General features: G+C 63.8%; 21 protein-coding genes. 9 read left to right on the top strand and 12 right to left on the bottom strand.

Going from position 1 to position 20912, the window contains the following annotated elements:
• Positions 1-11 precede the first annotated feature (11 nt).
• Both LGH82_RS19425 and LGH82_RS19430 read right to left on the bottom strand, forming a co-directional pair.
• A complete protein-coding gene (locus tag LGH82_RS19425) occupies positions 12-773 on the bottom strand; it encodes an ABC transporter permease (protein WP_227344275.1) in 762 nt (253 codons plus the stop codon).
• Positions 770-1696 carry an ABC transporter ATP-binding protein gene (locus LGH82_RS19430; RefSeq protein WP_227344276.1) on the bottom strand — a complete coding sequence of 309 codons (927 nt, stop codon included), beginning with the start codon at positions 1694-1696 and terminating at the stop codon, positions 770-772. Before LGH82_RS19430 ends, LGH82_RS19425 begins: the two co-directional genes overlap by 4 nt.
• Positions 1697-1930: 234 nt before the next feature.
• Between LGH82_RS19430 and LGH82_RS19435 the strand changes: the two genes are divergently transcribed.
• Both LGH82_RS19435 and LGH82_RS19440 read left to right on the top strand, forming a co-directional pair.
• Positions 1931-3292 carry a cytochrome ubiquinol oxidase subunit I gene (locus tag LGH82_RS19435; RefSeq protein WP_227344277.1) on the top strand — a complete coding sequence of 454 codons (1362 nt, stop codon included), beginning with the start codon at positions 1931-1933 and terminating at the stop codon, positions 3290-3292.
• Position 3293: 1 nt separating this feature from the next.
• Positions 3294-4298, top strand: a complete 1005-nt coding sequence (locus LGH82_RS19440) for a cytochrome d ubiquinol oxidase subunit II (protein WP_227344278.1) — start codon at positions 3294-3296, stop codon at positions 4296-4298.
• Positions 4299-4316: 18 nt separating this feature from the next.
• Here LGH82_RS19440 and LGH82_RS19445 read toward each other — a convergent pair whose 3' ends face one another.
• Both LGH82_RS19445 and LGH82_RS19450 read right to left on the bottom strand, forming a co-directional pair.
• Positions 4317-5801 carry a LuxR C-terminal-related transcriptional regulator gene (locus LGH82_RS19445; protein WP_227344279.1) on the bottom strand — a complete coding sequence of 495 codons (1485 nt, stop codon included), beginning with the start codon at positions 5799-5801 and terminating at the stop codon, positions 4317-4319.
• A complete protein-coding gene (locus LGH82_RS19450; protein ID WP_227344280.1) occupies positions 5726-6904 on the bottom strand; it encodes an AAA family ATPase in 1179 nt (392 codons plus the stop codon). Before LGH82_RS19450 ends, LGH82_RS19445 begins: the two co-directional genes overlap by 76 nt.
• Positions 6905-7123: 219 nt before the next feature.
• On the opposite strand from LGH82_RS19450, the gene LGH82_RS19455 reads away from it, so the two are divergent.
• The 3 genes from LGH82_RS19455 to LGH82_RS19465 all read left to right on the top strand — a co-directional run bounded on the left by LGH82_RS19455 (position 7124) and on the right by LGH82_RS19465 (position 8245).
• Complete coding sequence (locus tag LGH82_RS19455; RefSeq protein ID WP_227344281.1) at positions 7124-7396, top strand: DUF4242 domain-containing protein; 273 nt, start codon at positions 7124-7126, stop codon at positions 7394-7396.
• Positions 7374-7673 carry a hypothetical protein gene (locus LGH82_RS19460; protein WP_227344282.1) on the top strand — a complete coding sequence of 100 codons (300 nt, stop codon included), beginning with the start codon at positions 7374-7376 and terminating at the stop codon, positions 7671-7673. Before LGH82_RS19455 ends, LGH82_RS19460 begins: the two co-directional genes overlap by 23 nt.
• Positions 7674-7741: 68 nt before the next feature.
• On the top strand, positions 7742-8245 hold the full coding sequence (locus LGH82_RS19465; RefSeq protein ID WP_227344283.1) for a hypothetical protein: 504 nt from the start codon (positions 7742-7744) through the stop codon (positions 8243-8245).
• A 104-nt stretch (positions 8246-8349) separates the two neighbouring features.
• Here the strand turns inward: LGH82_RS19465 and msrA are convergent, their stop codons facing one another.
• The 4 genes from msrA to LGH82_RS19485 form a co-directional block, all read right to left on the bottom strand.
• Positions 8350-9087: a peptide-methionine (S)-S-oxide reductase MsrA gene (msrA, locus tag LGH82_RS19470; protein WP_227344284.1), complete on the bottom strand. Its 738-nt coding sequence runs from the start codon at positions 9085-9087 to the stop codon at positions 8350-8352.
• A 152-nt stretch (positions 9088-9239) separates the two neighbouring features.
• Positions 9240-9509 carry a hypothetical protein gene (locus tag LGH82_RS19475; RefSeq protein WP_227344285.1) on the bottom strand — a complete coding sequence of 90 codons (270 nt, stop codon included), beginning with the start codon at positions 9507-9509 and terminating at the stop codon, positions 9240-9242.
• A gap of 113 nt (positions 9510-9622) precedes the next feature.
• Entirely contained in the window at positions 9623-10339 is a 717-nt protein-coding gene (locus tag LGH82_RS19480; RefSeq protein WP_227344286.1) for a DUF1223 domain-containing protein, read from the bottom strand.
• Between the two features lie 153 nt (positions 10340-10492).
• Positions 10493-11551 (bottom strand): TadE/TadG family type IV pilus assembly protein, encoded by a 1059-nt coding sequence (locus tag LGH82_RS19485; RefSeq protein WP_227344287.1) that lies wholly within the window; start codon positions 11549-11551, stop codon positions 10493-10495.
• A gap of 172 nt (positions 11552-11723) precedes the next feature.
• Here LGH82_RS19485 and lepA point away from each other — a divergent pair, with 172 nt between their 5' ends.
• The 4 genes from lepA to LGH82_RS19505 all read left to right on the top strand — a co-directional run bounded on the left by lepA (position 11724) and on the right by LGH82_RS19505 (position 15503).
• A complete protein-coding gene (gene lepA, locus LGH82_RS19490) occupies positions 11724-13529 on the top strand; it encodes a translation elongation factor 4 (protein ID WP_227344288.1) in 1806 nt (601 codons plus the stop codon).
• Between the two features lie 174 nt (positions 13530-13703).
• The gene (locus LGH82_RS19495; protein ID WP_227344289.1) at positions 13704-14297 is read left to right on the top strand and encodes a hypothetical protein; all 594 of its coding nucleotides are present in this window, start codon (positions 13704-13706) and stop codon (positions 14295-14297) included.
• A gap of 170 nt (positions 14298-14467) precedes the next feature.
• The gene (locus tag LGH82_RS19500; RefSeq protein ID WP_227344290.1) at positions 14468-14980 is read left to right on the top strand and encodes a hypothetical protein; all 513 of its coding nucleotides are present in this window, start codon (positions 14468-14470) and stop codon (positions 14978-14980) included.
• 16 nt (positions 14981-14996) lie between these two features.
• On the top strand, positions 14997-15503 hold the full coding sequence (locus LGH82_RS19505; RefSeq protein WP_227344291.1) for a hypothetical protein: 507 nt from the start codon (positions 14997-14999) through the stop codon (positions 15501-15503).
• A gap of 195 nt (positions 15504-15698) precedes the next feature.
• Here the strand turns inward: LGH82_RS19505 and LGH82_RS19510 are convergent, their stop codons facing one another.
• The 4 genes from LGH82_RS19510 to LGH82_RS19525 form a co-directional block, all read right to left on the bottom strand.
• Positions 15699-17339 (bottom strand): ABC transporter substrate-binding protein, encoded by a 1641-nt coding sequence (locus tag LGH82_RS19510; protein ID WP_227344292.1) that lies wholly within the window; start codon positions 17337-17339, stop codon positions 15699-15701.
• A 551-nt stretch (positions 17340-17890) separates the two neighbouring features.
• Entirely contained in the window at positions 17891-18841 is a 951-nt protein-coding gene (locus LGH82_RS19515; RefSeq protein ID WP_227344293.1) for an alpha/beta hydrolase, read from the bottom strand.
• A gap of 33 nt (positions 18842-18874) precedes the next feature.
• Complete coding sequence (locus LGH82_RS19520) at positions 18875-19555, bottom strand: isochorismatase family protein (RefSeq protein ID WP_227344294.1); 681 nt, start codon at positions 19553-19555, stop codon at positions 18875-18877.
• Positions 19552-20847 carry a M24 family metallopeptidase gene (locus tag LGH82_RS19525; protein ID WP_227344295.1) on the bottom strand — a complete coding sequence of 432 codons (1296 nt, stop codon included), beginning with the start codon at positions 20845-20847 and terminating at the stop codon, positions 19552-19554. The genes LGH82_RS19520 and LGH82_RS19525 overlap by 4 nt, the downstream gene beginning before the upstream one ends.
• Positions 20848-20912: the final 65 nt, after the last annotated feature.

Genomic DNA, 20912 nt, shown 5'->3' on the forward strand with positions numbered 1-20912 from the left:
GCGTAGGGCGGTCAGTTGCGCAGCCGATAGCCGGTCCTGAATATCCAGGCGACGATCGCGATGCAGACGAGCAGGAAGACGACGGTCATGCCCAGGCTGACAGTGATCGAGACATCGGACTTGCCGTAGAAGCTCCAGCGGAACCCGCTGATCAGGTAGACGACCGGGTTGAAAAGCGTGACCGTGCGCCAGACGCCGGGCAGCATGTTGATCGAATAGAAGCTGCCGCCGAGGAAGGTCAGCGGCGTGATGATCAACATCGGCACCAGCTGCAGTTGCTCGAAGCTTTTCGCCCAGATGCCGATGATGAAGCCGAACAGGCTGAAGGTCACCGCCGTCAGCACCAGGAAGGCGACCATCCAGAACGGATGCTGGATGGTCAGCGGCACGAACAGTGACGCTGTCGCCAGGATGATAAGGCCGAGGATGATCGACTTGGTCGCGGCACCCCCGACATAGGCGATGACGATTTCCAGATAGGAGACCGGCGCCGACAGCAATTCGTAGATCGAGCCGACGAACTTCGGAAAATAGATGGCGAAGGACGCGTTGGAGATCGACTGCGTCAAGAGCGACAACATGATCAAGCCCGGCACGATGAAAGCGCCGTAGCTGATGCCGTCGATCTCGGTGATGCGCGAGCCAATGGCCGAGCCGAAGACGACGAAATAGAGCGATGTCGAAATGACCGGCGAGACAATGCTCTGCAGCACGGTACGCCAGGCCCGTGCCATCTCGACCCGGTATATCGCCCAGACGGCGCGCAGGTTCATGCGTCTTTCCTCACCAGATTGACAAAGATTTCCTCAAGCGAGCTGTTCAGCGTGTCGATGTCGCGGAACTGGATGCCACCGGCCTCGAGATCGCGGATCAGCGATGCGACGCCGGGACGCTCGGCCTGGTTGTCATAGGTGTAGGTCAGCTGCCCGCCATCCGGCGACAGCTCCAGCGCGTAGCTCGACAACGCCTCTGGAATGGCCGTCAGCGGGCTGCGCAGTTCCAGCACCAGCCGCTTGCGACCGAGCTTGCGCATCAGCTCGGCCTTGTTCTCGACCAGGATGATCTCGCCGCGATTGATGACGCCGACGCGGTCGGCCATCGCCTCGGCTTCCTCGATATAGTGCGTGGTGAGGATGATGGTGACACCGTCCTCGCGCAGCCTGCGCACCATTTCCCACATGTCCTGGCGCAGCTCGACGTCGACGCCGGCCGTCGGCTCGTCGAGGAACAGGATGCGCGGCTCGTGCGACAGCGCCTTGGCGATCATCAGCCGGCGCTTCATGCCGCCCGACAAGGTGATCGCCTTGGCGTCCTTCTTGTCCCACAGCGAAAGATCGCGCAGCACCTTCTCGACAAAACCATGGTTGGCGGGCTTGCCGAACAGGCCGCGGCTATAATTGACCGTCGCCCAGACCGTCTCGAAAGCGTCGATCGTCAGCTCCTGCGGCACCAGGCCGATCAGGCTGCGCGCCGCGCGGTAATCCCGGTTTATGTCGTGGCCGTCGACCGTGACGGTACCCGTCGAGCGGTTGACGATGCCGCAGACGATCGAGATCAGCGTCGTCTTGCCGGCGCCATTCGGCCCGAGCAAAGCGAAGATCTCGCCGCGCTGGATGTCGAGATTGACCTCCTTGAGCGCCGTGAAGCCGGTGGCGTAGGTCTTGGAGACCCCGGAAATGGACAGGATGGAGGGCATGGCTGAACAGCTGCTTGAAAGAGGTCCCCTGATATAGGCCGAATGTCGTTGCGTGCAACCGGAAGTCAATGGCGCTGCTGACAGTTCTGGACATTGAAGAGGATCGCTCGGGAATGCACCGCCTACAACCGGTAAAATTGTCCTGTGGCGTTGAGCCTCGCGGCAGGACGCCGCTTTGACCTGAACTCGCTTGAGGCCTATCTTCGCGAGTATTAGCAGCAGCCGGAGCCCGCCATGGACCCGCTCATACTTTCGCGTATTCAGTTTGGCGCGAATATCTCGTTTCATATTCTGTTTCCAACGATCACCATTGCGCTCGGCTGGGTGCTGCTCTTCTTCAAGCTTCGCTACAACGCGACAGGCGATTCGGCCTGGATGCGCGCCTATTTTACCTGGGTGAAGGTGTTCGCGCTGTCCTTCGCCATGGGCGTGGTGTCCGGTGTCACCATGAGCTTCCAGTTCGGTACCAACTGGCCGGGCTACATGGAAAAGGTCGGCAACATCGCCGGGCCGCTGCTGGCCTATGAGATCCTCACCGCCTTCTTCCTCGAGGCGGCATTCCTCGGCATCATGCTGTTCGGCTTCCGTCGCGTCTCCAACCGCGTCCACACAATGGCGACGGTGCTGGTGGCCGGCGGCACCACCCTGTCCGCCTTCTGGATCATCGCGCTTAACTCCTGGATGCAGACGCCGGCCGGCTTCGAGATGCGCGACGGCGTGGCGCACGCCGTCGACTGGTGGGCGATCGTCTTCAATCCATCGATGCCATACCGCCTCGTCCACATGCTGCTTGCCTCCGGCCTGACGGTCTCGTTCCTGATAGCTGGCCTGTCGGCGCTGCGCTATCTCCAGGGCGACCGCTCGGAATCGATGTGGAAGGCGCTGCGCACCGGCGTGTTCACCGCGGCCATCCTGATCCCGATCCAGATCTTTGCCGGCGACCAGCATGGCCTGAACACGCTGGAGCACCAGCCGCAGAAGGTCGCCGCCATGGAGGCCAACTGGAACACCGGCCCGAATGTGCCGCTGATCCTGTTTGCCATCCCCGACGAAGCCGCCAAGGAGAACAAGTTCGAGCTCGCCATTCCCGATGGCGCGAGCCTGATCCTGCGCCACAGCGCCAGCGGCGTCGTGCCAGGCCTGAACGACTATCCCGGCAACCATCCTCCGGTGTTTCCGGTGTTCTGGGGTTTTCGCATCATGGTCGGCACCGGGCTATTGATGCTCGCCGTCTCCTGGTCGGCCGCCTTCTTCCTCAAGCGCCGCCACGGCCTGCCGAAGCCGCTCGCCATGCTGATGGTGCCGATGGCGCTGTCGGGCTGGCTGGCAACGCTGGCAGGCTGGTACACCACCGAGATCGGCCGCCAGCCCTGGCTGGTCACCGGTGTGCTCAAGACGGCCGACGCCGTCGGCCCGATCGCCGGCAGCCATGTCGCGCTGACGCTTGCTGTTTACCTGATCCTCTACGCGCTGCTTTTGATCGCCTATCTCGGCGTGCTGGTGCACCTGGCGCTGAAGGCGGCGAAGGACGGCGACACCTCGCCGCTACCGGGTGTTCTCAACGCGCCGATGTCACAACCGGCCGCAGGAGAGTGACATGAGCTACGACTGGCCAACCCTGCTCCCCCTCATCTTCGCCGGCCTGATGGGGCTCGCCATCCTGATCTACGTCATTCTCGATGGTTTCGATCTCGGCATCGGCATCCTGTTTTCGGTGGCCGAGGACGCCGAACAGGACACGATGATCGCGGCCATCGGCCCGTTCTGGGACGCCAACGAAACCTGGTTGGTGCTGGCGGTCGGCCTGCTTCTGGTCGCCTTCCCGCTGGCGCATGGCATTATCCTCACCGCGCTCTACATCCCGGTCTTCGTGCTGCTGATCGGCCTGATCCTGCGCGGCGTCGCCTTCGATTTCCGCGCCAAGGTCCCGGCCGGCAGGAAGCATCGCTGGAACCGCATCTTCTTCCTCGGCTCGATCATCGCTTCACTGGCGCAGGGCTATATGCTGGGCGTCTATGTGCTCGGCCTCGATGTCGGACTGGGCGGCATGGCTTTCGGCGCGCTGGTGGCGCTCTGCCTTTCAGCGGCCTACGCGGCGATGGGCGCGGCCTGGGTGATCTACAAGACGGAAGGCGCGTTGCAGAAGAAGGCCGTGCTTTGGCTGCGCACGGCGCTGGTGCTGACCGCGCTCGGGATGGCCGCGGTGTCGCTGGCGACACCCTTCGCCAGCCCGCGCATCTTCGACAAATGGTTCATCTGGCCGGAGATGCTCTACCTGTCGCCGCTGCCGATCCTGTCGGCGATATTGTTCCTGTGGCTGTGGCGGCAGACCTTCCATCTGCCGAAGCCCGACGACCGCCATTCCCTGACGCCGTTCCTGACGCTGGCCGCCATCTTCACGCTCGGCTTCGCGGGGCTCGCCTGGTCGTTCTATCCGTTCGTGGTGCCCGACAGGCTGACCATCTGGCAGGCGGCCTCGGCGCCTGAAAGCCTGGCGATCATCCTCGTCGGCACGGTGGTGGTGCTGCCGGTCATCATCTTCTATTCGTTCTATGCCTACCGCGTGTTCGGCGGCAAGGCGACCGACCTGACTTACGATTGACCAAGGGCTGCTCCGCCTTCAGATCAACCCGGAATCACGCGCGGCCGCCGTGGCCTGGCCGCGAGAGCCGGCGTCCAGCTTGCCCAGCACCGCCGAGACATGGTGGTCGACGGTCTTCGGCGAAATGGTGAGATGCTCGGCAATCCGCTTGTTGGAGAAGCCACGCTCGATCAGCTGCAGCACTTCCATCTGCCGCTGGGTCAGGCCGGCGCTGTTGGCGCGTGTGGTGCGGCGCGGCCCCCGCGCGATGTGGTTGACGCCGTTTCGCCGCATGATGTCGCGCACATGGCTCGCGACCGGCCGGGCGCCGAGGGTCTCGAAAATCTCCAGCGCCAGGCGTTGCGCCGCCTCGTCGCCCTGGGCGAGCGCGAGTGCCCGTTCGTAAGGCGCGTCGAGATCGGCCCAGATCGCGGCGGCCCCTCGCCAGTCTCCATGAAGAAGCATCCGGTAGGGCGCGGCCATGCCCGCCGTGTCGCCCGGGTCGATATCGGGAACCAGCAGTTGCCGCCAGCTGGCCAGCTCGGCGAAGACCGCTCGTGTCGGAGAGAGGGTTTCGGCAAGATCGATCAGCCGCAGCGCCTCATTTTTTTGCGCCTCGCCCAGCCATGCCTGCTCGGCGACGACGGCGGCATAGGGCAACAGCCGCTGCAGTTCGGCTCCCCTTTCCAGAAACCGCATCATTTCGCCGAGAAGCGGATCGACCGATGGATCGCCGTGCCGCAGCCGCAGTTTCACCAGGGCCACCAGGGCGGGATAGCGCACCAGGGCCGTTGCCTGGTCATTGCCAAGGACATCCAGCGCCTCGGCGGCCGCCTCGTCCCAGCGTCCCCAGCGCAGCAGCAACTGCGCACGCACGCCGCGCATGTAATCGCGCCATGTCGCCAGGTCGTTCTCGACGCAATAGTCGATGCCGCGATCCAGAAAGGACTGAGCCTCGGCATAGCACAGCTGGTTCATGCCGCCGCAGGCGCAGTTGGTGAAGGCGCGCGCCGCATGTTCCTGGAAATTTTCCGCGAGCGCGATTTCGAGGCTGCGGCCCAGATGCCGTCGGCTGCTGGCCAGGTCCAGCCATTGCTCGGCGGCGCCGACATTGTTGAGCGCGTGGCAGACGACATCAGGCCGGTCCAGCTGCTCGGCGAGCTCGATCGCCCTTGCGCCCAGCGACAAGGTCTCGTCGAGCCTTTCCGCCAGCATCGCCAGCTGCGAAAGGTTCGAATAGGCCATGGCAAGTTCGGCGCTGGCGGGGACGGTCTCCAGCAACGCGACTGCCTGGGCGCCGAACAGGTCGGCTGCCTGTCGGTCGCCCAGCAGATAGGCGAAGCGCGATAGCCACCTGAGGCTGTCGCCTTCCTTCAGCGTGTTGCCCAGCGCCTGTTGCAGCACACGCGCCTGTTGCTGCGCCTTGATGGCCTCATCGATGCGCGCGATCAAATGGCATTCGAAGGCATGCTGCTCGTAAAGTCCGGCGCGCTCGTCCATCGGCAAGGTGTCGGCCTGGCGCAAGGCGACCTCGTAGTAGCCGGCGGCGTCGCGATGCGCGCCGACGCGGGGGCCTCGCGTGCGGCGACCGGCGCGAACTGGCGCACCGCCTCCAGATTGTGCGCCTCCACCGCATGATGCACCAGGCGCGCGGTGGCCACGCCGCCGTTTTCAAGCAGCGCCGACAAAGCGCGCTGGTTGAATTCGCGCCTGTGGCTTGTCGCCAGCATCGTCTCGATGGCGCGACGGGCGATCTCGTGGCGAAACGCATAGGCGTCGCCCAGATCCTCCAGCAGCCCGTTCGAAACGCATTCCGCGAGCTGGCCGGCACTGGCCACGCCGCACAGCCCCTGCAGGGCCCACGCGTCGGCTCGCCTCGGGAATACCGAGACGGCATCGAGCATCGAGCGGGCGCCGGCGGACAGGCGTTCGGCCCGCGCGACCACGGCATCGCGCACGCTGGCCGGCAGCGCCGTTTCGCTTTCGGCGCTCAACAGTTCGGTGACGAAGAAGGCGTTGCCGGCCGTTGCCCGGTAGATGGCATCGCCATCGCGGCCGGCGGCATTGGCAAGCGAGAGCACCGCCGCCTCGCTCAACAGCGGCACATCGATGCGGGCGATGCTCGCGGCCGGAATTTCGCCGAGCGCGCGGCGCACGCGCATCTGTCCTTCGCTGCGGTCGGTGCGCGCCGTCAGAAGCAAAAGGATGTGGGTGTTGGCGATGCGCCGGCCGAGAAAGCGGACGAAGTCCAGCGTCGCGTCATCGGCCCAATGCAGGTCCTCGATCACCAGCAGGGTTGGCTGCGCCCTTGTCTCGAAGACGTCGAGCGCGTCGGAGAACAAGGGCAGCCTTTGTCCCTGTCGGGCGTCGATCGCCCGCGGCATGGCCCATTGCGCCTCGCGGGCGAGATCGTAGAGCGGCCCAAGGGGATCGGGGATCGACAGGTCCTCGCAGGCACTGCGCAATATGCGCGCATCGTTGGCGGTTCCGGCGATGAAAGCCTCGACAAGCGCCGACTTGCCGGCTCCCGCCTCTCCAACCAGCGCCACGACGTGGCCGCGGCCGCTCGCCGCCTCCGCCATCAGGCCGTCCAGCTGCTCCAGCTGTGTCTGCCGTTCCAGAAGCATCGTCACTCGCTCACAGGGATCAGTCCAGCGATCTCGCCATGTCCGCCAGGATAGATCGGGTCGGTATCTGCTTTGTGGCTCCCAGCATCAAACGTTGCAAACATGGGGAATCGTCCCGCCAAATATGGGGAAAGGCTCCGATGCGCGCCGTTTGCGAGCGTGATCTTTGTCCAGCCGCGCTCGGATCGAGCGTGAATCAATGGAAAAAGGAAGATACCCATGCCCCGTTACATAGTCGAACGCACATTTCCGGACGGCCTCAACGTGCCGATGAACGATGCCGGCGCCAATGCGTTGGGCGGCGTCATCATGCGCAATGCCGAGAAAGGCGTGACCTGGGTCCGATCCTACGTGTCGCCCGACAAGAAGCACAGCTTCTGCATCTACGATGCGCCATCCCCCGAAGCCATTCGCAGCACCGCCCAGAAGAATTCGCTGCCTGTCGACAAGGTCACGGAGGTGCGGGTCCTTGACCCTTACTTTTATCGTTGATCGCACCGATGAGCATCGGCTTGCCGTTCGCATCGATCGCGACATGCCTGATGACGCGGACAACCGCGAGGTCCTGCCGGCTTCGAGAACGGTCGGGCGAGGCACGGTACTGGGCCGGGGCCTCCGGCGGTTCGCCTCGCTGCTGCTTTCGCCCTTGCGCGAAAGGCGGCGGCGGTTGCCTCCGCAGGACGATTTTCTGAGGCGGGACATCGGGCTGCCGGAACGGGAAACGCGGCGCGACACCTGGGAATACTGGAACTACCTGGATTTCCATTGATCCGAAAGCGCACGGGCGGCTTCGAAAGCGGGACCGGCCGTGCATCCTCAACAACGAATGGAGACATCATGAACATCACGCTTTGGGGCAGGCACCTGGCCGTGCTGTCCATCCTGTGCCTGTCCACCGCCGCCCATGCGGCCGGGACGAATGCGCTGGCCGAAAAGGTGCACGCCGCCAACAGCCGCTTCGAAAACGTGGCGGCGGCTGTCGCCGAAGGCTATGCGCCGATCCCCTGCGCCAGCGGCATCATGGGCGGCGCCATGGGCATCCACTATGTCAACGCGGCCTATCTGAAGGACGATGCGATCAATCTCGCGAAGCCGCAGGCCGTCATGTACGAGCCGATGGCCGACGGAAAGCTCAAGCTGGTGGCGGTCGAGTACATCACCTCGAAGGGACCGGCGTCGCTTGAAGGGCAGCTGTTCAACTTCGACAGCGCGCCGAACCGCTATGGCCTCGGCCCGTTCTACGAGCTGCATGTCTGGGCCTGGAAACAGAACCCGACCGGCACCTTCGCCGACATGAACCCGAACGTGTCGTGCGATGCGATGAAGGCCGACGGCAAATAGGCGGCCTTCACCTCGGGACCAATCGACATCCATCCTCTACCTGTCTGGGGCGGGTCGGATGCCGGTTGGTCCTGGGGTTCGTGTGCCCGTTCAGACCTGAAAAATCAGTTCGAGGCCGACTGCACCAGGACCGGCTTTTCGCTGTAGAGCGCCGGGAACAGCTGCTTCAGGTTCGCCACCTTGGGCAGGTCATTGTAGACGATGTAGGGATAGGTCGGGTTCAGCGTCAGGAAATCCTGATGGTAGGCCTCGGCCGGATAGAAGGTCTTGCCCATCTCCAGCGTGGTCACGATCGGCTTCGAGAACACCTTGGCCTTGTCGAGCTGGGCGATGTAGCTTTCGGCGATGTTCTTCTGCGCGTCGTTCTCGGCGAAGATGGTCGAGCGGTACTGGGTGCCCTCGTCCGGGCCCTGATAATTCAGCTGCGTGGGATTGTGGGCGACCGAGAAATAGACCTGCAGCAGCTGGCCATAGGTGACCTTGGACGGCTCGTAGGTGATCTCCACGGATTCGGCATGCCCGGTCCGGCCGGTGCCGACCGTTTCGTAGACAGCCGTGTCCTTCTTGCCGCCGGTGTAACCCGAAACGGCGTTTGTCACACCCTTGACGTGCTGGAACACTCCCTGCACGCCCCAGAAACAGCCGCCGGCGAAGATCGCCGTTTCGGTGCCGCTGGCGGCCTTTTCGTCTATCGCCGGCGGCGGAATCACCACCGCATCCTCGGCTGAAACAGCCGGCGACTGCCAGAAGACGGCACCGGCCGCCGCCAGAGCGAGCGCGGCAAGCGCGCCCCTGGCGAAATTCAATGACTGTCTTGCGGCTGGTTTTTGAATGTCGGTCATGGCTTGAGCTCCTGTGACGTCCATCGGACGAGACACTATTGGATAAGTTACGTGCGTGCGACGCACGAGTTGCGGCAGCGCGTCACTTTCACGTGCGTCCGATATCCGGTCCCGGCCTGAAGCCGGGACCGGATATGGTCGCAGGGTCGGTTTCAGTTGGTATCCGTCGCCGGCTTCATGGCGTCGGTCGCGGGCTTCATGGCATTCGAGGCCATCGGATCGGCCAGTTTCATCGCATCCGTGGCTGGCTTCATGGCGTTGGCCGCCGGCTTCATAGCGTCCGTGGCCGGCTTCATGGCATTGGCGGCAGGCTTCATCGCATTGACGGTGTCGTCGGCGCGCGCGACGCCACCAGCAAACAGCGCCGTCGAGCACAGAGCGAGAGCGAGGGCCGGCAGTGTCAGGCGGGAAAGATTGGTCATGGTGGTCTCCTTGAGGGTTGGTCGTTGGGGATAATGGCGCACCTTTCGGTGGCCGGGCGACCTGCGACGCCGCTCGCACGGCGTTGCGCGGGTCTCTGCTGGAGTGGTGAACTCTAGTTGGTGGCGGCGGCGAGGATCGGCCCGCCGCCTGGCGACTGGACGAGCACGGCCGTGCTGAGGCCACCGGAAGCGGCGGGTAGCGACAGCGCCGTGGCATCGCCGGTCCAGCTGCCGAGCTTTTGCAGCGAATGGACGACATTGGCATGCGGCAAGGTGCGGCCGGTGTTTTCGCCGCGCGCCACAGGCACCTCGACGACGCCGCGTTGATAACGGACCAGCCAGACATCGGCCCGGCCGCCCGGCGCCGAGCCGGCGCCGATATTGATCTTGCCGCCGTCCAGCGACAACGACGGGCCGCTGGTGCGACCACTCTTCGAAATCAGATGTTCGATCTCGCCGGGCCCGATGCCGACGACATCGGCATGACCGTTGACAACCACTTGCGGCGTGAACGGACCATCATGGCCGAGCGGCGGCTCATAGGTGACCTGGCGCTGGGTGAATTCCTGCTTGCCGAACGTGTCCTTCCAGCCGAGGTAATCCCAGTAGGTGACGTTGAACGACAGCGCCAGCACGCCCGGCTGGTCCTTGACCTTGATCAGATTGGCGTTGGCCGGCGGGCAGGACGAGCAGCCCTGACTGGTGAACAGTTCCACCACTGTGAGTGGCTGGGCGGTGGCCGTGCCGAGCGCGGAGAGCATGGACGTGGCGAGCGCGAGCGCGCCCGACAATGCGATGAACGTGCTGCGTTTGGCTGGTGATACCGACATTGGCGTGCTCCCGTGGGCGGCGCTCGGATGCGCCTGTCATATCCCCACTTCGTCATCGCCATGGATTTCGTTACAACGCTCACCGGTTTGTGATCGGTGGCGCTGCTTCTTCCCTTCTCCCGCAAGGGGAGAGGGGAAGAAGCTACCACCACCTTACTGCGTCAGCACCGTCTGCGAGGGCCGCTGGTTGAAGTCGCACTTGCCTGTGACACTGTAGAAGAAGTCGGCATCCGTGATGGGCTCCGGCACAGAGGAGCCACCATCTTCCCAGGCCTGGGTGCTCGACTGGCCGCAAGGCACCGCGGTGAAGATGTCGATGGCCTGGCCGAGCGGCATTTCGACAGCAGTCGTGTCGGTCGCGCCAATGAACAGGTAGTTCGACTTGGTTGGATCGTTCGACTTCAGGACCGTCGGGTTTCCCGAAGGAACATCCATCTCCAGGTAGAGGCTGTTCATCTGGCTGACATCGATCACCGCGCCGGTGCCGTTCGCCGGCGTGGTGGTGCAGGTGGTCAGGTAGTTCTTGCTGCCGCTCGTCCGTTCGATCGAACCGGCGGGGGCGTTGTTGAAATTCTTGACGGTGCTGGTCGAGCACACCTGCTGCTGGACCTGGGTCAGCTGGGTTCCGCTGACGGTGTAGACGGTGGTCGTGCCGTAGCCCTTGGGATCGCCGGCGCCATTATAGGTATAGCTGATCTGCATCAGCTTCTGCGCCGTGATCGCGCCGAACTGCGTGCCCCAGAGATAGATGGTCTTGTTCCACCAGCCCGAGGCCTTGTCGATCTTGAAGGTGGCCTGCACCAGCGCCGGCGTCTTTGTCACCGACGATGTGACGCCGATCTGCACCGTCGAGATCTGAGCGATCTGCATGAAATCGGTCGGCATGGCATAACTGGCCGACGTGTTGGCGGTGGCGGTGCCGTCGGCGGCGACGGTGAAGCTGTTGAGCGTCACGGTGCCCTGTCCGCTGTTGGCCGTGAACTGGTCCTGCAACGACTGCTGTCGCGCCGCCGTGGTCGTCGTTGTCGGCAGCGTCATGATCCCCAGGGTTGCCGCGTCCAGCGCGCCCTGCATGTCGCCTTTGTCCGTGACCGCGGCGGTGTAATCCACCGACAGGCCAACGGCGGCGACCATCGGGATCATGCCGATGGCGAATATCGGGATAAGCGAACCACTTCGGGACTTGAGAAACTTTCCTGCAAGCCGCAGCATTTTTGACCCCCGCAAATCGGAATATGCTGTTCGGCTAACATGCAGGTCACAAATTATGCTCTAACGCGGTTGGTTAAATTTTAGCGATTGGCGCTGAAACCATTGCGACAGCAGGCAAGCGGCCATGCCGCGCGGCTTGCCGATGCACCTTGCCCCTGCTAAAGCGCGCGACATGAGCACGCCCCTCGACCACATCCGCAATTTCTCCATCGTCGCCCATATCGACCATGGCAAGTCCACGCTCGCCGACCGCCTGATCCAGCTGACCGGAGGGCTGGAGCTGCGCGACATGAAGGAGCAGGTGCTGGACTCGATGGACATCGAGCGCGAGCGCGGCATCACCATCAAGGCGCAGACGGTGCGGCTGAAGTACCACGCCAACAATGGCGAGGACTATATCCTCAACCTGATCGACACGCCCGGCCATGTCGACTTCGCCTATGAAGTGTCGCGCTCACTGGCCGCCTGCGAAGGTTCGCTGCTGGTGGTCGACGCTTCCCAGGGCGTCGAGGCGCAGACGCTGGCCAATGTCTACCAGGCCATAGACAACAACCACGAGATCGTCGTGGTGCTGAACAAGGTCGACCTGCCGGCCGCCGAGCCCGAGCGCATCCGCGAGCAGGTCGAGGAAGTCATCGGCATCGACGCCTCCCACGCCGTGCTGATCTCGGCCAAGACCGGTCTTGGCATTCCCGATGTGCTGGAAGCCATCGTCAACCAGTTGCCGCCGCCGCGCGAGGGCGACGCGACCGCACCGCTGAAAGCGATGCTGGTCGACAGCTGGTACGACGCCTATCTGGGCGTCATCGTTCTGGTGCGCATCATCGATGGCGTGCTGAAGAAGGGCCAGACCATCCGCATGATGGGCACCGGCGCAAAACATCTGGTGGAACGCACCGGCGTGTTCACGCCCGCCCGCATCAATGTCGACGAGCTTGGCCCCGGCGAGTTCGGCTTCTTCACCGGCTCGATCAAGGAAGTGGCCGACACACGCGTCGGCGACACCATCACCGAGGACAAGCGCTCCACCGCGCATGCCCTGCCCGGCTTCAAGCCGGCGCAGCCGGTGGTGTTCTGCGGCCTGTTCCCGGTCGACGCCGCCGATTTCGAGGATCTGCGCGCCGCCGTCGGCAAGCTGCGCCTCAACGACGCTTCCTTCTCCTATGAAATGGAAACCAGTGCCGCGCTCGGCTTTGGCTATCGCTGCGGATTCCTGGGCCTGCTGCATCTCGAAATCATCCAGGAGCGGCTGGAGCGCGAGTTCAACCTCGACCTGATCGCCACGGCACCTTCCGTCGTCTACCGGCTGCTGCTCACCGACGGCTCGATGAAGGAACTGCACAACCCCGCCGATATGCCCGACGTGGTGAAAATCTCGGCGATCGAGGAGCCGTGGATCCGCGCCACCATCCTGACGCCCGACGACTATCTCGGCGGCATCCTGAAACTCTGCCAGGACCGGCGCGGCATCCAGGCCGACCTGTCCTATGTCGGCAAGCGCGCCATGCTGATCTACGATCTGCCGCTCAATGAAGTCGTCTTCGATTTTTACGACCGGCTGAAGTCGATCTCCAAGGGCTACGCTTCCTTCGACTACCATTTGACCGACTACAAGGAAGGCGACTTGGTGAAGATGTCGATCCTGGTCAATGAAGAGCCGGTCGACGCGCTGTCCATGCTGGTGCACCGCACGGCGGCGGAAAAGCGCGGACGGCAGATGTGCGAGAAGCTGAAGGAGCTGATCCCGAACCATCTGTTCAAGATCCCGATCCAGGCCGCCATCGGCGGCAAGGTCATAGCGCGCGAAACCATCTCCGCGCTGCGCAAGGACGTGACCGCCAAGTGCTATGGCGGCGACGTGAGCCGTAAGCGCAAGCTGCTGGACAAGCAGAAAGAAGGCAAGAAGCGGATGCGCCAGTTCGGCAAGGTGGATATCCCGCAGGAGGCGTTTATCCAGGCGCTGAAGATGGGGGACTAAGCGGTCCGGCCTTCGGCCGGACGCATCGACCCGGTGGGTCGATGCGAGCGCAAGTCCGGGTGGGAGCTGCCGAAGGCAGCGGGCCCCACCCCGGGGGTTGCGGCAGTGCGGGGACCCAGCAGGCGCAACTAAGCAGTACGGTGGAAACTAGATTCAGTCTGATCTGGCGGTGTCTTGAGCAAGCGCCACAACGCCTCGTCGCCCTTTTTTGTCTGGGAGCTTTCGGTCATGCCCTACCAGATCAAGAATCTAGTTGGATTGGCTGCAAGAGGCGGCCTTAAGATCATCTTGGAAAGACCAAAACTCGCTGCGTTGATAGGAGCCATAGCAGCGGAATGGGGAGACATTGACAACCTGTTGGCGGACATCTTCAATTTTGTAAGCCTTTCTCAGCCCATTCCAATCGGTGCTCACAGCAGAAGCGGCCTAGCGCACGCAATCTTTGACAATTTGGTGGCGTTTCCAATCCGGATCGAGGTCATTGCAAGTGTCATGAAACTCCGCATGACCCTTGAGATCCAAGACGAATTTTTCGCCTTGGCGCAGCAAATCCGTCGTAAAGCTGGCGAGCGAAATGACCTCATTCACGCCAGATGGCATATCTGCGACAAGTATCCCGACGACTTAATACAAATAGAAAATGGCGAATGGATTCGCTACACTGAAAAGGACCTTGTTGACCGGCTGAACCGTTCGGCGCAGATGACCCTGTGTGTATCTGATTTCTCTATAAAAGTTGCTCACGCGCCGAAGCTCGACATTCAGTAAGGGGCTACCGCAAGGAACCCTTCTTGTCAGAAGCCGAGCGTTGGCATAGGCAAGCATCGCGACCAACTCCAATCGCCGGCCCGACGCGATTCACTTCGCCTGCCAAAGCGTTAGCCCATTGAAAACGCCCCACCCTAGAGTATCCTCTGCACGGCCTGGGGAGGTCTCAAATGCGCTCCACATCAGACACCATCGCCTCTCTCGGCCTCGCCATCGGTGGCGCCTTCGGCCTGGCCGGCACCTTCGACGCCAGCACGCCGCTGCGCGAAACGCTCTGGACGATCGACGGCGCGGCACTGGTGGTGGCGACCGCGCTGCTGACGATGAAGTATCAGCGGCTGGGCAATGACTGCGTGGCAGCGGGGTTCCTGACCTTTCTGGCCGGCGAGAGCCTGCTGATGGCCGGCAATGCGGCGGGGCTGGAGGCCAGCGTGCCCTCCTATGTCGGCGGCATCACGCTTTGGGCGGCCGCACTTGTCATGGTCAGCGCGCCGAAAACCTTTGCCCTGTGGATGCGGATCACCGCTGTTATCGCCGCCGTGCTGTTTGTCGTCTCGGCTTGCATGATCATCTGGGGCGCTCCCTTGCTGCCGACCTCGTCGCCACTGCCCGCCGCCGGCTATCCGTTCCTGGTCCTCACCTTCGTCGGCTGGATCTGGACCTTGCTGAAGCCGGCAAGGTGAGCGGGCCCATGCCCCCATGTCCGCCCCCGTCGAAATCCGCAACAGCGCCACGGGCAAGCTGTTGCCGGCGATCGGGCCGTTCCTGATCGCAGGGATTTTCGGCTTCTTCGCGCTGAAGGGGTTGTCGTCGGGCGCGCCGGGTGGCGGCGTGCTGCTGGTGGTGGTGGTGCTGGCGCTGGGCTGCCTGGGGCTCGGGTTCTTCATCGCGCGCGGCGCCTTCGACACCAGCGTGCAGGTGGTGCTTGACGCAGATGGTTTTCGCGACCGGCGCAGCGGCGGCGTGCTGGTGCCCTGGCAGACGGTGCGCGGGGTGCGCCTCGTTTCCGGCCAGGGCTCGTCCATGCTCAGCTTCGAACTGACCGGGCCCGATGCGATCCGCCATGCGCCGGCCAGTGCGCTGCGCCGCGCGCTGCCCTTCGCTTGGAATACCGTGCATATGGAGGTCTCGTCGCTGGATATGAGCGGGGCGGATATGATGGCGGCGATACGGCGACTGGCGCCGGGTGTGAGGGCGGGGCGGTAGGGGTCTTCGGGGGGCTTGAGGTTGGGTTTAGCGCTCAATGCAAGGCGTTGGCGCTGCCCCGGGGAAGGCGCGCAACAGCTGAACCCTTATCCCCACAAGCTCTTTGCTTCGCGGAGGGCTTCCCCCACTCCGTCGCTGCGTCGCAGCGCCACCTCTCCCCCCTCCGGAGGGAGAGGAACCCAAGATGGCGAAGGCTCAGCTATCCAGCCACACCTTCTCAAAATGCTGCTCGAGCGCCTGGTGCTGTTCGCAGCCTTCGACGCCCCTGCGGTACGTCCGGTAGACCGAGCGCCAGTAGGGCTGGATGATGATGCCTGAGTCGCGCAGATTCTGCTCAATCTTGGCCATGATCTCCTTGCGGGCCTTGGCGTCGGGCGTGGCCAACGCCTTGTCGAGCAGCGTGTCGAACTCCGGATTGGCGTAGGCGCTTTCGTTCCAGGCGCCGCCGGACTTGTAGGCGAGCGCCAGCACCTGGACACCGAGCGGGCGGCCCAGCCATTCGGTGCAGGAGAAGGGGTATTTGCTCCAGTCGTTCCAGAAGGTGGCGGCGGGCAGCACGGTGCGCTTGATCTTGAGGCCGGCCTCGCGCATCTGCGCTGATATCGCATCGGCGGTGCTCTTCTGCCATTCGACGTCGACGGAGATGAGTTCGTATTCGTGGTCGGCCTTGCCGGACTCGGCGATCAGTTTCTTCGACGCGTCCACATCGCGCTTGGCCGGGCCGATGTCGGCATATTCGGGATGCATGGGGCCGACATGGTGGTTGTCGGCGGGTTTTCCGCGGCCGTCGAGGCCGAGCTTCAGCACGGCGGAATTGTCGACGGCAAGCTGGGCGGCGCGGCGCAGCTTGACGTCGTCATAGGGCGCGTTGCCGACATTGAAGCGGGCGACGATGGTGGAGCCGGTGGCGATCTCGGAATTCTTCAGCCCCATCTTCTCGGTCTGCGACACGGCATCCGAGGCGGTTTCGTGGTCGGTGTCGATCTCGCCGGATTCGAAGGCCGACAGCATGGCGTTGGGGTCGGAGCCGTAGTCGACCCATTTGATGCCGTCGAGCCAGAACTGGCCCTTCCACCAGGGCTTGTCCTTGCGCTTCACCTCGGCACCCGTCTCGGCATCCCAGCTGACCAGCTCGCAGGGCCCGGTGGTGATGGCCAGCGCCTTCTTGGGGTCGCCATCGCCGTCATAGGAGCGGTGCATGATCAGCGCTGGGTAGTCGGCCATGCCGGCGACCAGCGAAATGTCGGGCTTCGGCAGATTGAGTTTTATGGTGAAGTCGTCGACCTTCTGGATGCCGCCATCGACCACCTTCTTGGTGTCGGCATTGACCAGCGCGCCCATGCGTGCGGCGACCGAATTGCCGGCGACGCCGGCGTCGCACCAGCGGGTAAGGTTGTGGACGACATCGTCGGCATTGAAGGTGTCGCCGTTCGACCAGGTGATGCCCTTGCGCACATGCAGGGTCAGTGTTTTCGCGTCATCGCTCATCTCCCAGCCTTCGAGCAGCCAGGGTTCGAAGGTGAAGTCGGTGTTCCAGCGCACCAGATATTCGTTGCAGTGGCGCGCGACGTTGGACATTTCGACGCCGTCGAAGGTGCGCGGATCCTTGAATCCCTTGACGTTCATGGCGACGCGCAAGATGCCGCCGCGCTTGGGCTCCGCCGCGCGGGCAGGGCTGGAGGCAAGGCCGCCCAGCGCCAGCGCGCCGGCCGCGCTGACGCCGAGGCCGGCCATCAGGGCGAAATATTCGCGGCGGTTGATGGCACCGGTCTTGAAATCCTCGGCGGTGGGCTTGGCCTGCGGGTGCAATTCTCGGTCGGTCAGCATGGTCTTCATCGTCGTTCCCTTGTTGTTGGGCGGGGCGGACGCGACCGCCGGGACGCCATTGCCTGAGGCGAATGATAAAGCGGGGTGACGTTAGGGAGTGTTCGAGATTCCGCAGTTCTTGTGCGGTGCTCCGCAGGGGGGGGTTAGCAACGCGAGGGGATGCAGCCTCATTCCAGCTTGGGTTCCTCGCCCCTGCGAAGCGCTACGCTATGCACATATCTTCCGTGACTGGCGTGACTGATCGGCCCGAGGCTCGATTGTTACGTGATTCCCCCAATCCGTCGCTGCTTCTCAGCGCCACCTTCCCCCCTCCGGAGGGAAAGGTGGGGAGCGTTGCTGGACGAGCGTTGACGGCAAAAAGCTTGGCGCCTTTCCTCTACCCCGTCGATCGGGGGAGAGGTGGCTCGGCGAAGCCGAGACGGAGTGGGGGTCGACCAGCCGCAGCATAAAGACAATGCATGCGCCAAGCTGCCATGCACGCTATCGCCAAAGACCAGCCGCTGGAAATGTGTGCATGCCGTGGCGCTCTGGCGGGGGCGAGGAACCCAAGCCTTGCAAGCTCAGTACGGCCAATCACCCCGGCCGAGCGCACCAACCGCCGCCACAATCCGCGCAAAGGCATCCGCTGCCGCTGGCACCGTGGTGCGGGCGCGCAGGAAGGAGTGCACGAGCCGCTTCTCCTCGTGCCACCACGCCTTGCCGCCGGCGGCCAGGATGCGGTCACGATAGGCTTCTCCATCCGACGATAGCGGATCGCACTCGGCCGTGATGATCACCGTTGGCGGCAGGCCGGAAAAATCGGTGTCGCGCAGCGGCGAGAAGGACGGGTCATCCGGCGATTGCCGCTTGGCCGAGCGGACGTCGCGGTAGAAGGCGATGTCGTGCGCCGACAGCAGCGGCGCATCGGCGTGCTCGATATAGGAGCCGGCGGTCTCGTCGCCGCCGAGGCCGGGATAGATCAACACCTGGCCGATCGCGGCGCGCGGGTGCCGGCGCGCCGCCCGCGCCACCGCCGCCGCGAGATTGCCGCCGGCGCTTTCGCCGCACAGCACCACCGGCAGGCCGGTTGTCACTGCTGCCCATTCTAAGGCGGTGAGCGCATCGTCGAAGGCGGCGGGGTGGAGATGCTCCGGCGCCAGCCGGTAGTCGACCGACAGCACATCGAAGCCGGTGCCGGCGCAGAGTTCGGCGCAGATGTCGTCATGGCTGTCGAGCCCGCCGAGAATGAAGCCGCCGCCGTGATAGTAGACCACCAGCGCTCGTGTCGCCCTGTCGGCCAACTGGTAGCGCCTGACCGGGATGTCGCGACCGGCGGCGGCGATCACGCCGTTGCTGGCCCTGAGCCCGGATGGCCGCCCCCGGTGGAAGGCCCGGCACATCTTGTCATAGACCGCGCGCTGCTTGTCGATCGGCAGGCCGATGATCTCGGACGGATACCAGCCATTGACCTCGTCGATATAGGCCCACAGGGCCGGGTCGAGCCGTGTTTCGTATTTGCCGCGATTGGTCATTTCAATCTTGCTGGTCAATCTTGCTGGCGGACGTCAAAGCTCCGCGTAGAGCTGGGCCGCGTTGTCGAAGGTGAAGCGCAGCGGCACCGAGCCTTCTACCTGCCAGGCGGTGACCGTCTCGCCCGCCAGCAGCCGGCAGGCGCCATCGGTATCGACGACCGCGCCGCCATAGAGCCGGTTGGCGAGGTTGAGGATGCCGGTCTGGTGCATGGCCGCACTGCCGCTGCCGCAGGCATCCTTGACCAGAAGCACGCGAAAGCCCCTGGCCACCGCATCCTTGACCGAGGCATCGATGCAGGCCTCGGTCCAGACGCCGGCAACGACCAGCCATTCGACGCCAGCGGATTTGAGATCGCTGGCCGCCGAACCCGAGCGGAAGGCGCTGGCCTCGGCCTTGATCAGCAGCGCCTCGCCCTTGGCGGGCGCCACCTCATGGCAGATCTCGGTCAGCGGATCGCTCTTGTCGGAAAAGGCCGACTTGCCGTTGGCATCGAGCGGATGAAAGGGGCGATCCTGCTTGTCGAGGTCGACGATGTAGGCCCAGTGGTAGAGCGGCACATGGTTTTGCCGTGCCGCCGCCTGCAAGCGCTGGACGTTGGCGAGGATGTCGCCGTAGCCTTCGACCAGATAGCGCTGGTCCTGCCGGTGTTCTTCTTGCAGGTCGATGAAGACCGCGGCCACCGTGCCGCGCTTGATGGAGATGGGAGCCTTCACGCGAGAAACTCGTCCTCATAGGGGAAGCGCGACAGGAGTTCGGTGCCGGTGTCGGTGATCAGGATCTCGTCCTCCAGCTTGACGCCCTCGCGGCCGCCCTTCTCGCCGATATAGCTTTCCACGCTCACCACCATGCCTGGCACGATATGGCCGTCGCGGCCATAGGTCTCGTAATCCATGGCGTGCGCGATGAAAGGCGTTTCGCCATGCATGCCGACGCCGTGCATGACCGAGGTGTAGCGCTGGTCGACGAAACGATCGGGTATCTTCCACGCCTTCTCGGCGATCTCGCGAAACGCCATGCCGGGTTTGACGATCGAAATGTTGTGCTGAACCTGATCGTGCGCCATGCGGTAGAGCGATTTCTGGTAGTCGGTCGGCTTGCCTGGCCCACAGCGGAAGGTGCGCGAGAAGTCGGAATAATAGCCATAGCAGCCGATCGTGTCGGTATCGAGCGCCAGCAGTTCGCCGGGCCGGATCTTGCGGCCGCTGGCTTCGTTGAACCACGGATTGGTGCGCTGGCCGGAGGTCAGCAGCCGGGTCTCGATGAACTCGCCGCCCTGGCGGATCACCTCGCCATACATGATAGCGAACAGGTCGTTTTCGGAGACGCCCGGCTTGATCGCCTCGCGCACCGCATAGACGGCAGCCTCGGCGCCGGCCATCGATACCTGCAGGCATTTGACTTCCTCGGGCGTCTTGACCGCGCGCACCGCCAGGATCTCGCCCTGGCAATCCCTGACCTCGCAGCCGCGCTTTTCCAGCGCCAGCGCCTGCAGATGGCTGCAGCGGTCGAGCCCGAGTTTCATCGAGCCGCCGCCATGCTTCTTCAGAAGCTCGGTGATCTCGTCGGCGAAGGGACCGGCGGTCTCATCGTCGCGGCCGGAGACCGACGACCAGACGAGCTTGGAAGGACGCGCCTCGTCGATCGTGTCGAGCACCATGGAGACATGGTAGCTCTGCGGGTATTCGAACAGCACGATCGGGCCTTCGGTCGGGATGAAGAAGTAGCGGGTCGAGTTGCGCAGGAAATAGCCGAACATGTTGCGCGAGCCGGTGGCGTAGCGCTGGTTGTAAGGGTCGAACAGAACGACGCCGCCATAGCCGGCCTCGCGCATCCAGCCGCGAAGCTTCGCCAGCCGGCCTTTTCGCAGGGCATCCGCATCGATGAAGGACGGCTCGGTGTCCGACAGCCACATGCCGCCGGCCGGATCGGCGGCGGCGGGGTGGCGCATGCGATCCTTGAAGTCCACGTCCTCGGTGCTGTCGGGTTCGAATACGACGATGCTCATGGGTGCCTTGCCTTGGGTGGGTTGCGAGGTGTGACCATGGCGCAGAAGGGGCGGAAAGATTGTGC

Source organism: Mesorhizobium sp. PAMC28654 (assembly GCF_020616515.1).
Lineage (GTDB): Bacteria > Pseudomonadota > Alphaproteobacteria > Rhizobiales > Rhizobiaceae > Mesorhizobium.

Coding starts and splice junctions, on each gene's coding strand:
- LGH82_RS19485 (WP_227344287.1), bottom strand. CDS start 11,551: ATGCTGCGGCTTGCAGGAAAGTTTCTCAAGTCCCGAAGTGGTTCGCTT.
- LGH82_RS19510 (WP_227344292.1), bottom strand. CDS start 17,339: ATGAAGACCATGCTGACCGACCGAGAATTGCACCCGCAGGCCAAGCCC.
- LGH82_RS19440 (WP_227344278.1), top strand. CDS start 3,294: ATGAGCTACGACTGGCCAACCCTGCTCCCCCTCATCTTCGCCGGCCTG.
- LGH82_RS19465 (WP_227344283.1), top strand. CDS start 7,742: ATGAACATCACGCTTTGGGGCAGGCACCTGGCCGTGCTGTCCATCCTG.
- LGH82_RS19430 (WP_227344276.1), bottom strand. CDS start 1,696: ATGCCCTCCATCCTGTCCATTTCCGGGGTCTCCAAGACCTACGCCACC.
- LGH82_RS19525 (WP_227344295.1), bottom strand. CDS start 20,847: ATGAGCATCGTCGTATTCGAACCCGACAGCACCGAGGACGTGGACTTC.
- LGH82_RS19505 (WP_227344291.1), top strand. CDS start 14,997: ATGTCCGCCCCCGTCGAAATCCGCAACAGCGCCACGGGCAAGCTGTTG.
- LGH82_RS19480 (WP_227344286.1), bottom strand. CDS start 10,339: ATGTCGGTATCACCAGCCAAACGCAGCACGTTCATCGCATTGTCGGGC.
- LGH82_RS19455 (WP_227344281.1), top strand. CDS start 7,124: ATGCCCCGTTACATAGTCGAACGCACATTTCCGGACGGCCTCAACGTG.
- LGH82_RS19515 (WP_227344293.1), bottom strand. CDS start 18,841: ATGACCAATCGCGGCAAATACGAAACACGGCTCGACCCGGCCCTGTGG.
- LGH82_RS19425 (WP_227344275.1), bottom strand. CDS start 773: ATGAACCTGCGCGCCGTCTGGGCGATATACCGGGTCGAGATGGCACGG.
- msrA (WP_227344284.1), bottom strand. CDS start 9,087: ATGACCGACATTCAAAAACCAGCCGCAAGACAGTCATTGAATTTCGCC.
- LGH82_RS19435 (WP_227344277.1), top strand. CDS start 1,931: ATGGACCCGCTCATACTTTCGCGTATTCAGTTTGGCGCGAATATCTCG.
- LGH82_RS19450 (WP_227344280.1), bottom strand. CDS start 6,904: ATGCTTCTGGAACGGCAGACACAGCTGGAGCAGCTGGACGGCCTGATG.
- LGH82_RS19500 (WP_227344290.1), top strand. CDS start 14,468: ATGCGCTCCACATCAGACACCATCGCCTCTCTCGGCCTCGCCATCGGT.
- lepA (WP_227344288.1), top strand. CDS start 11,724: ATGAGCACGCCCCTCGACCACATCCGCAATTTCTCCATCGTCGCCCAT.
- LGH82_RS19475 (WP_227344285.1), bottom strand. CDS start 9,509: ATGACCAATCTTTCCCGCCTGACACTGCCGGCCCTCGCTCTCGCTCTG.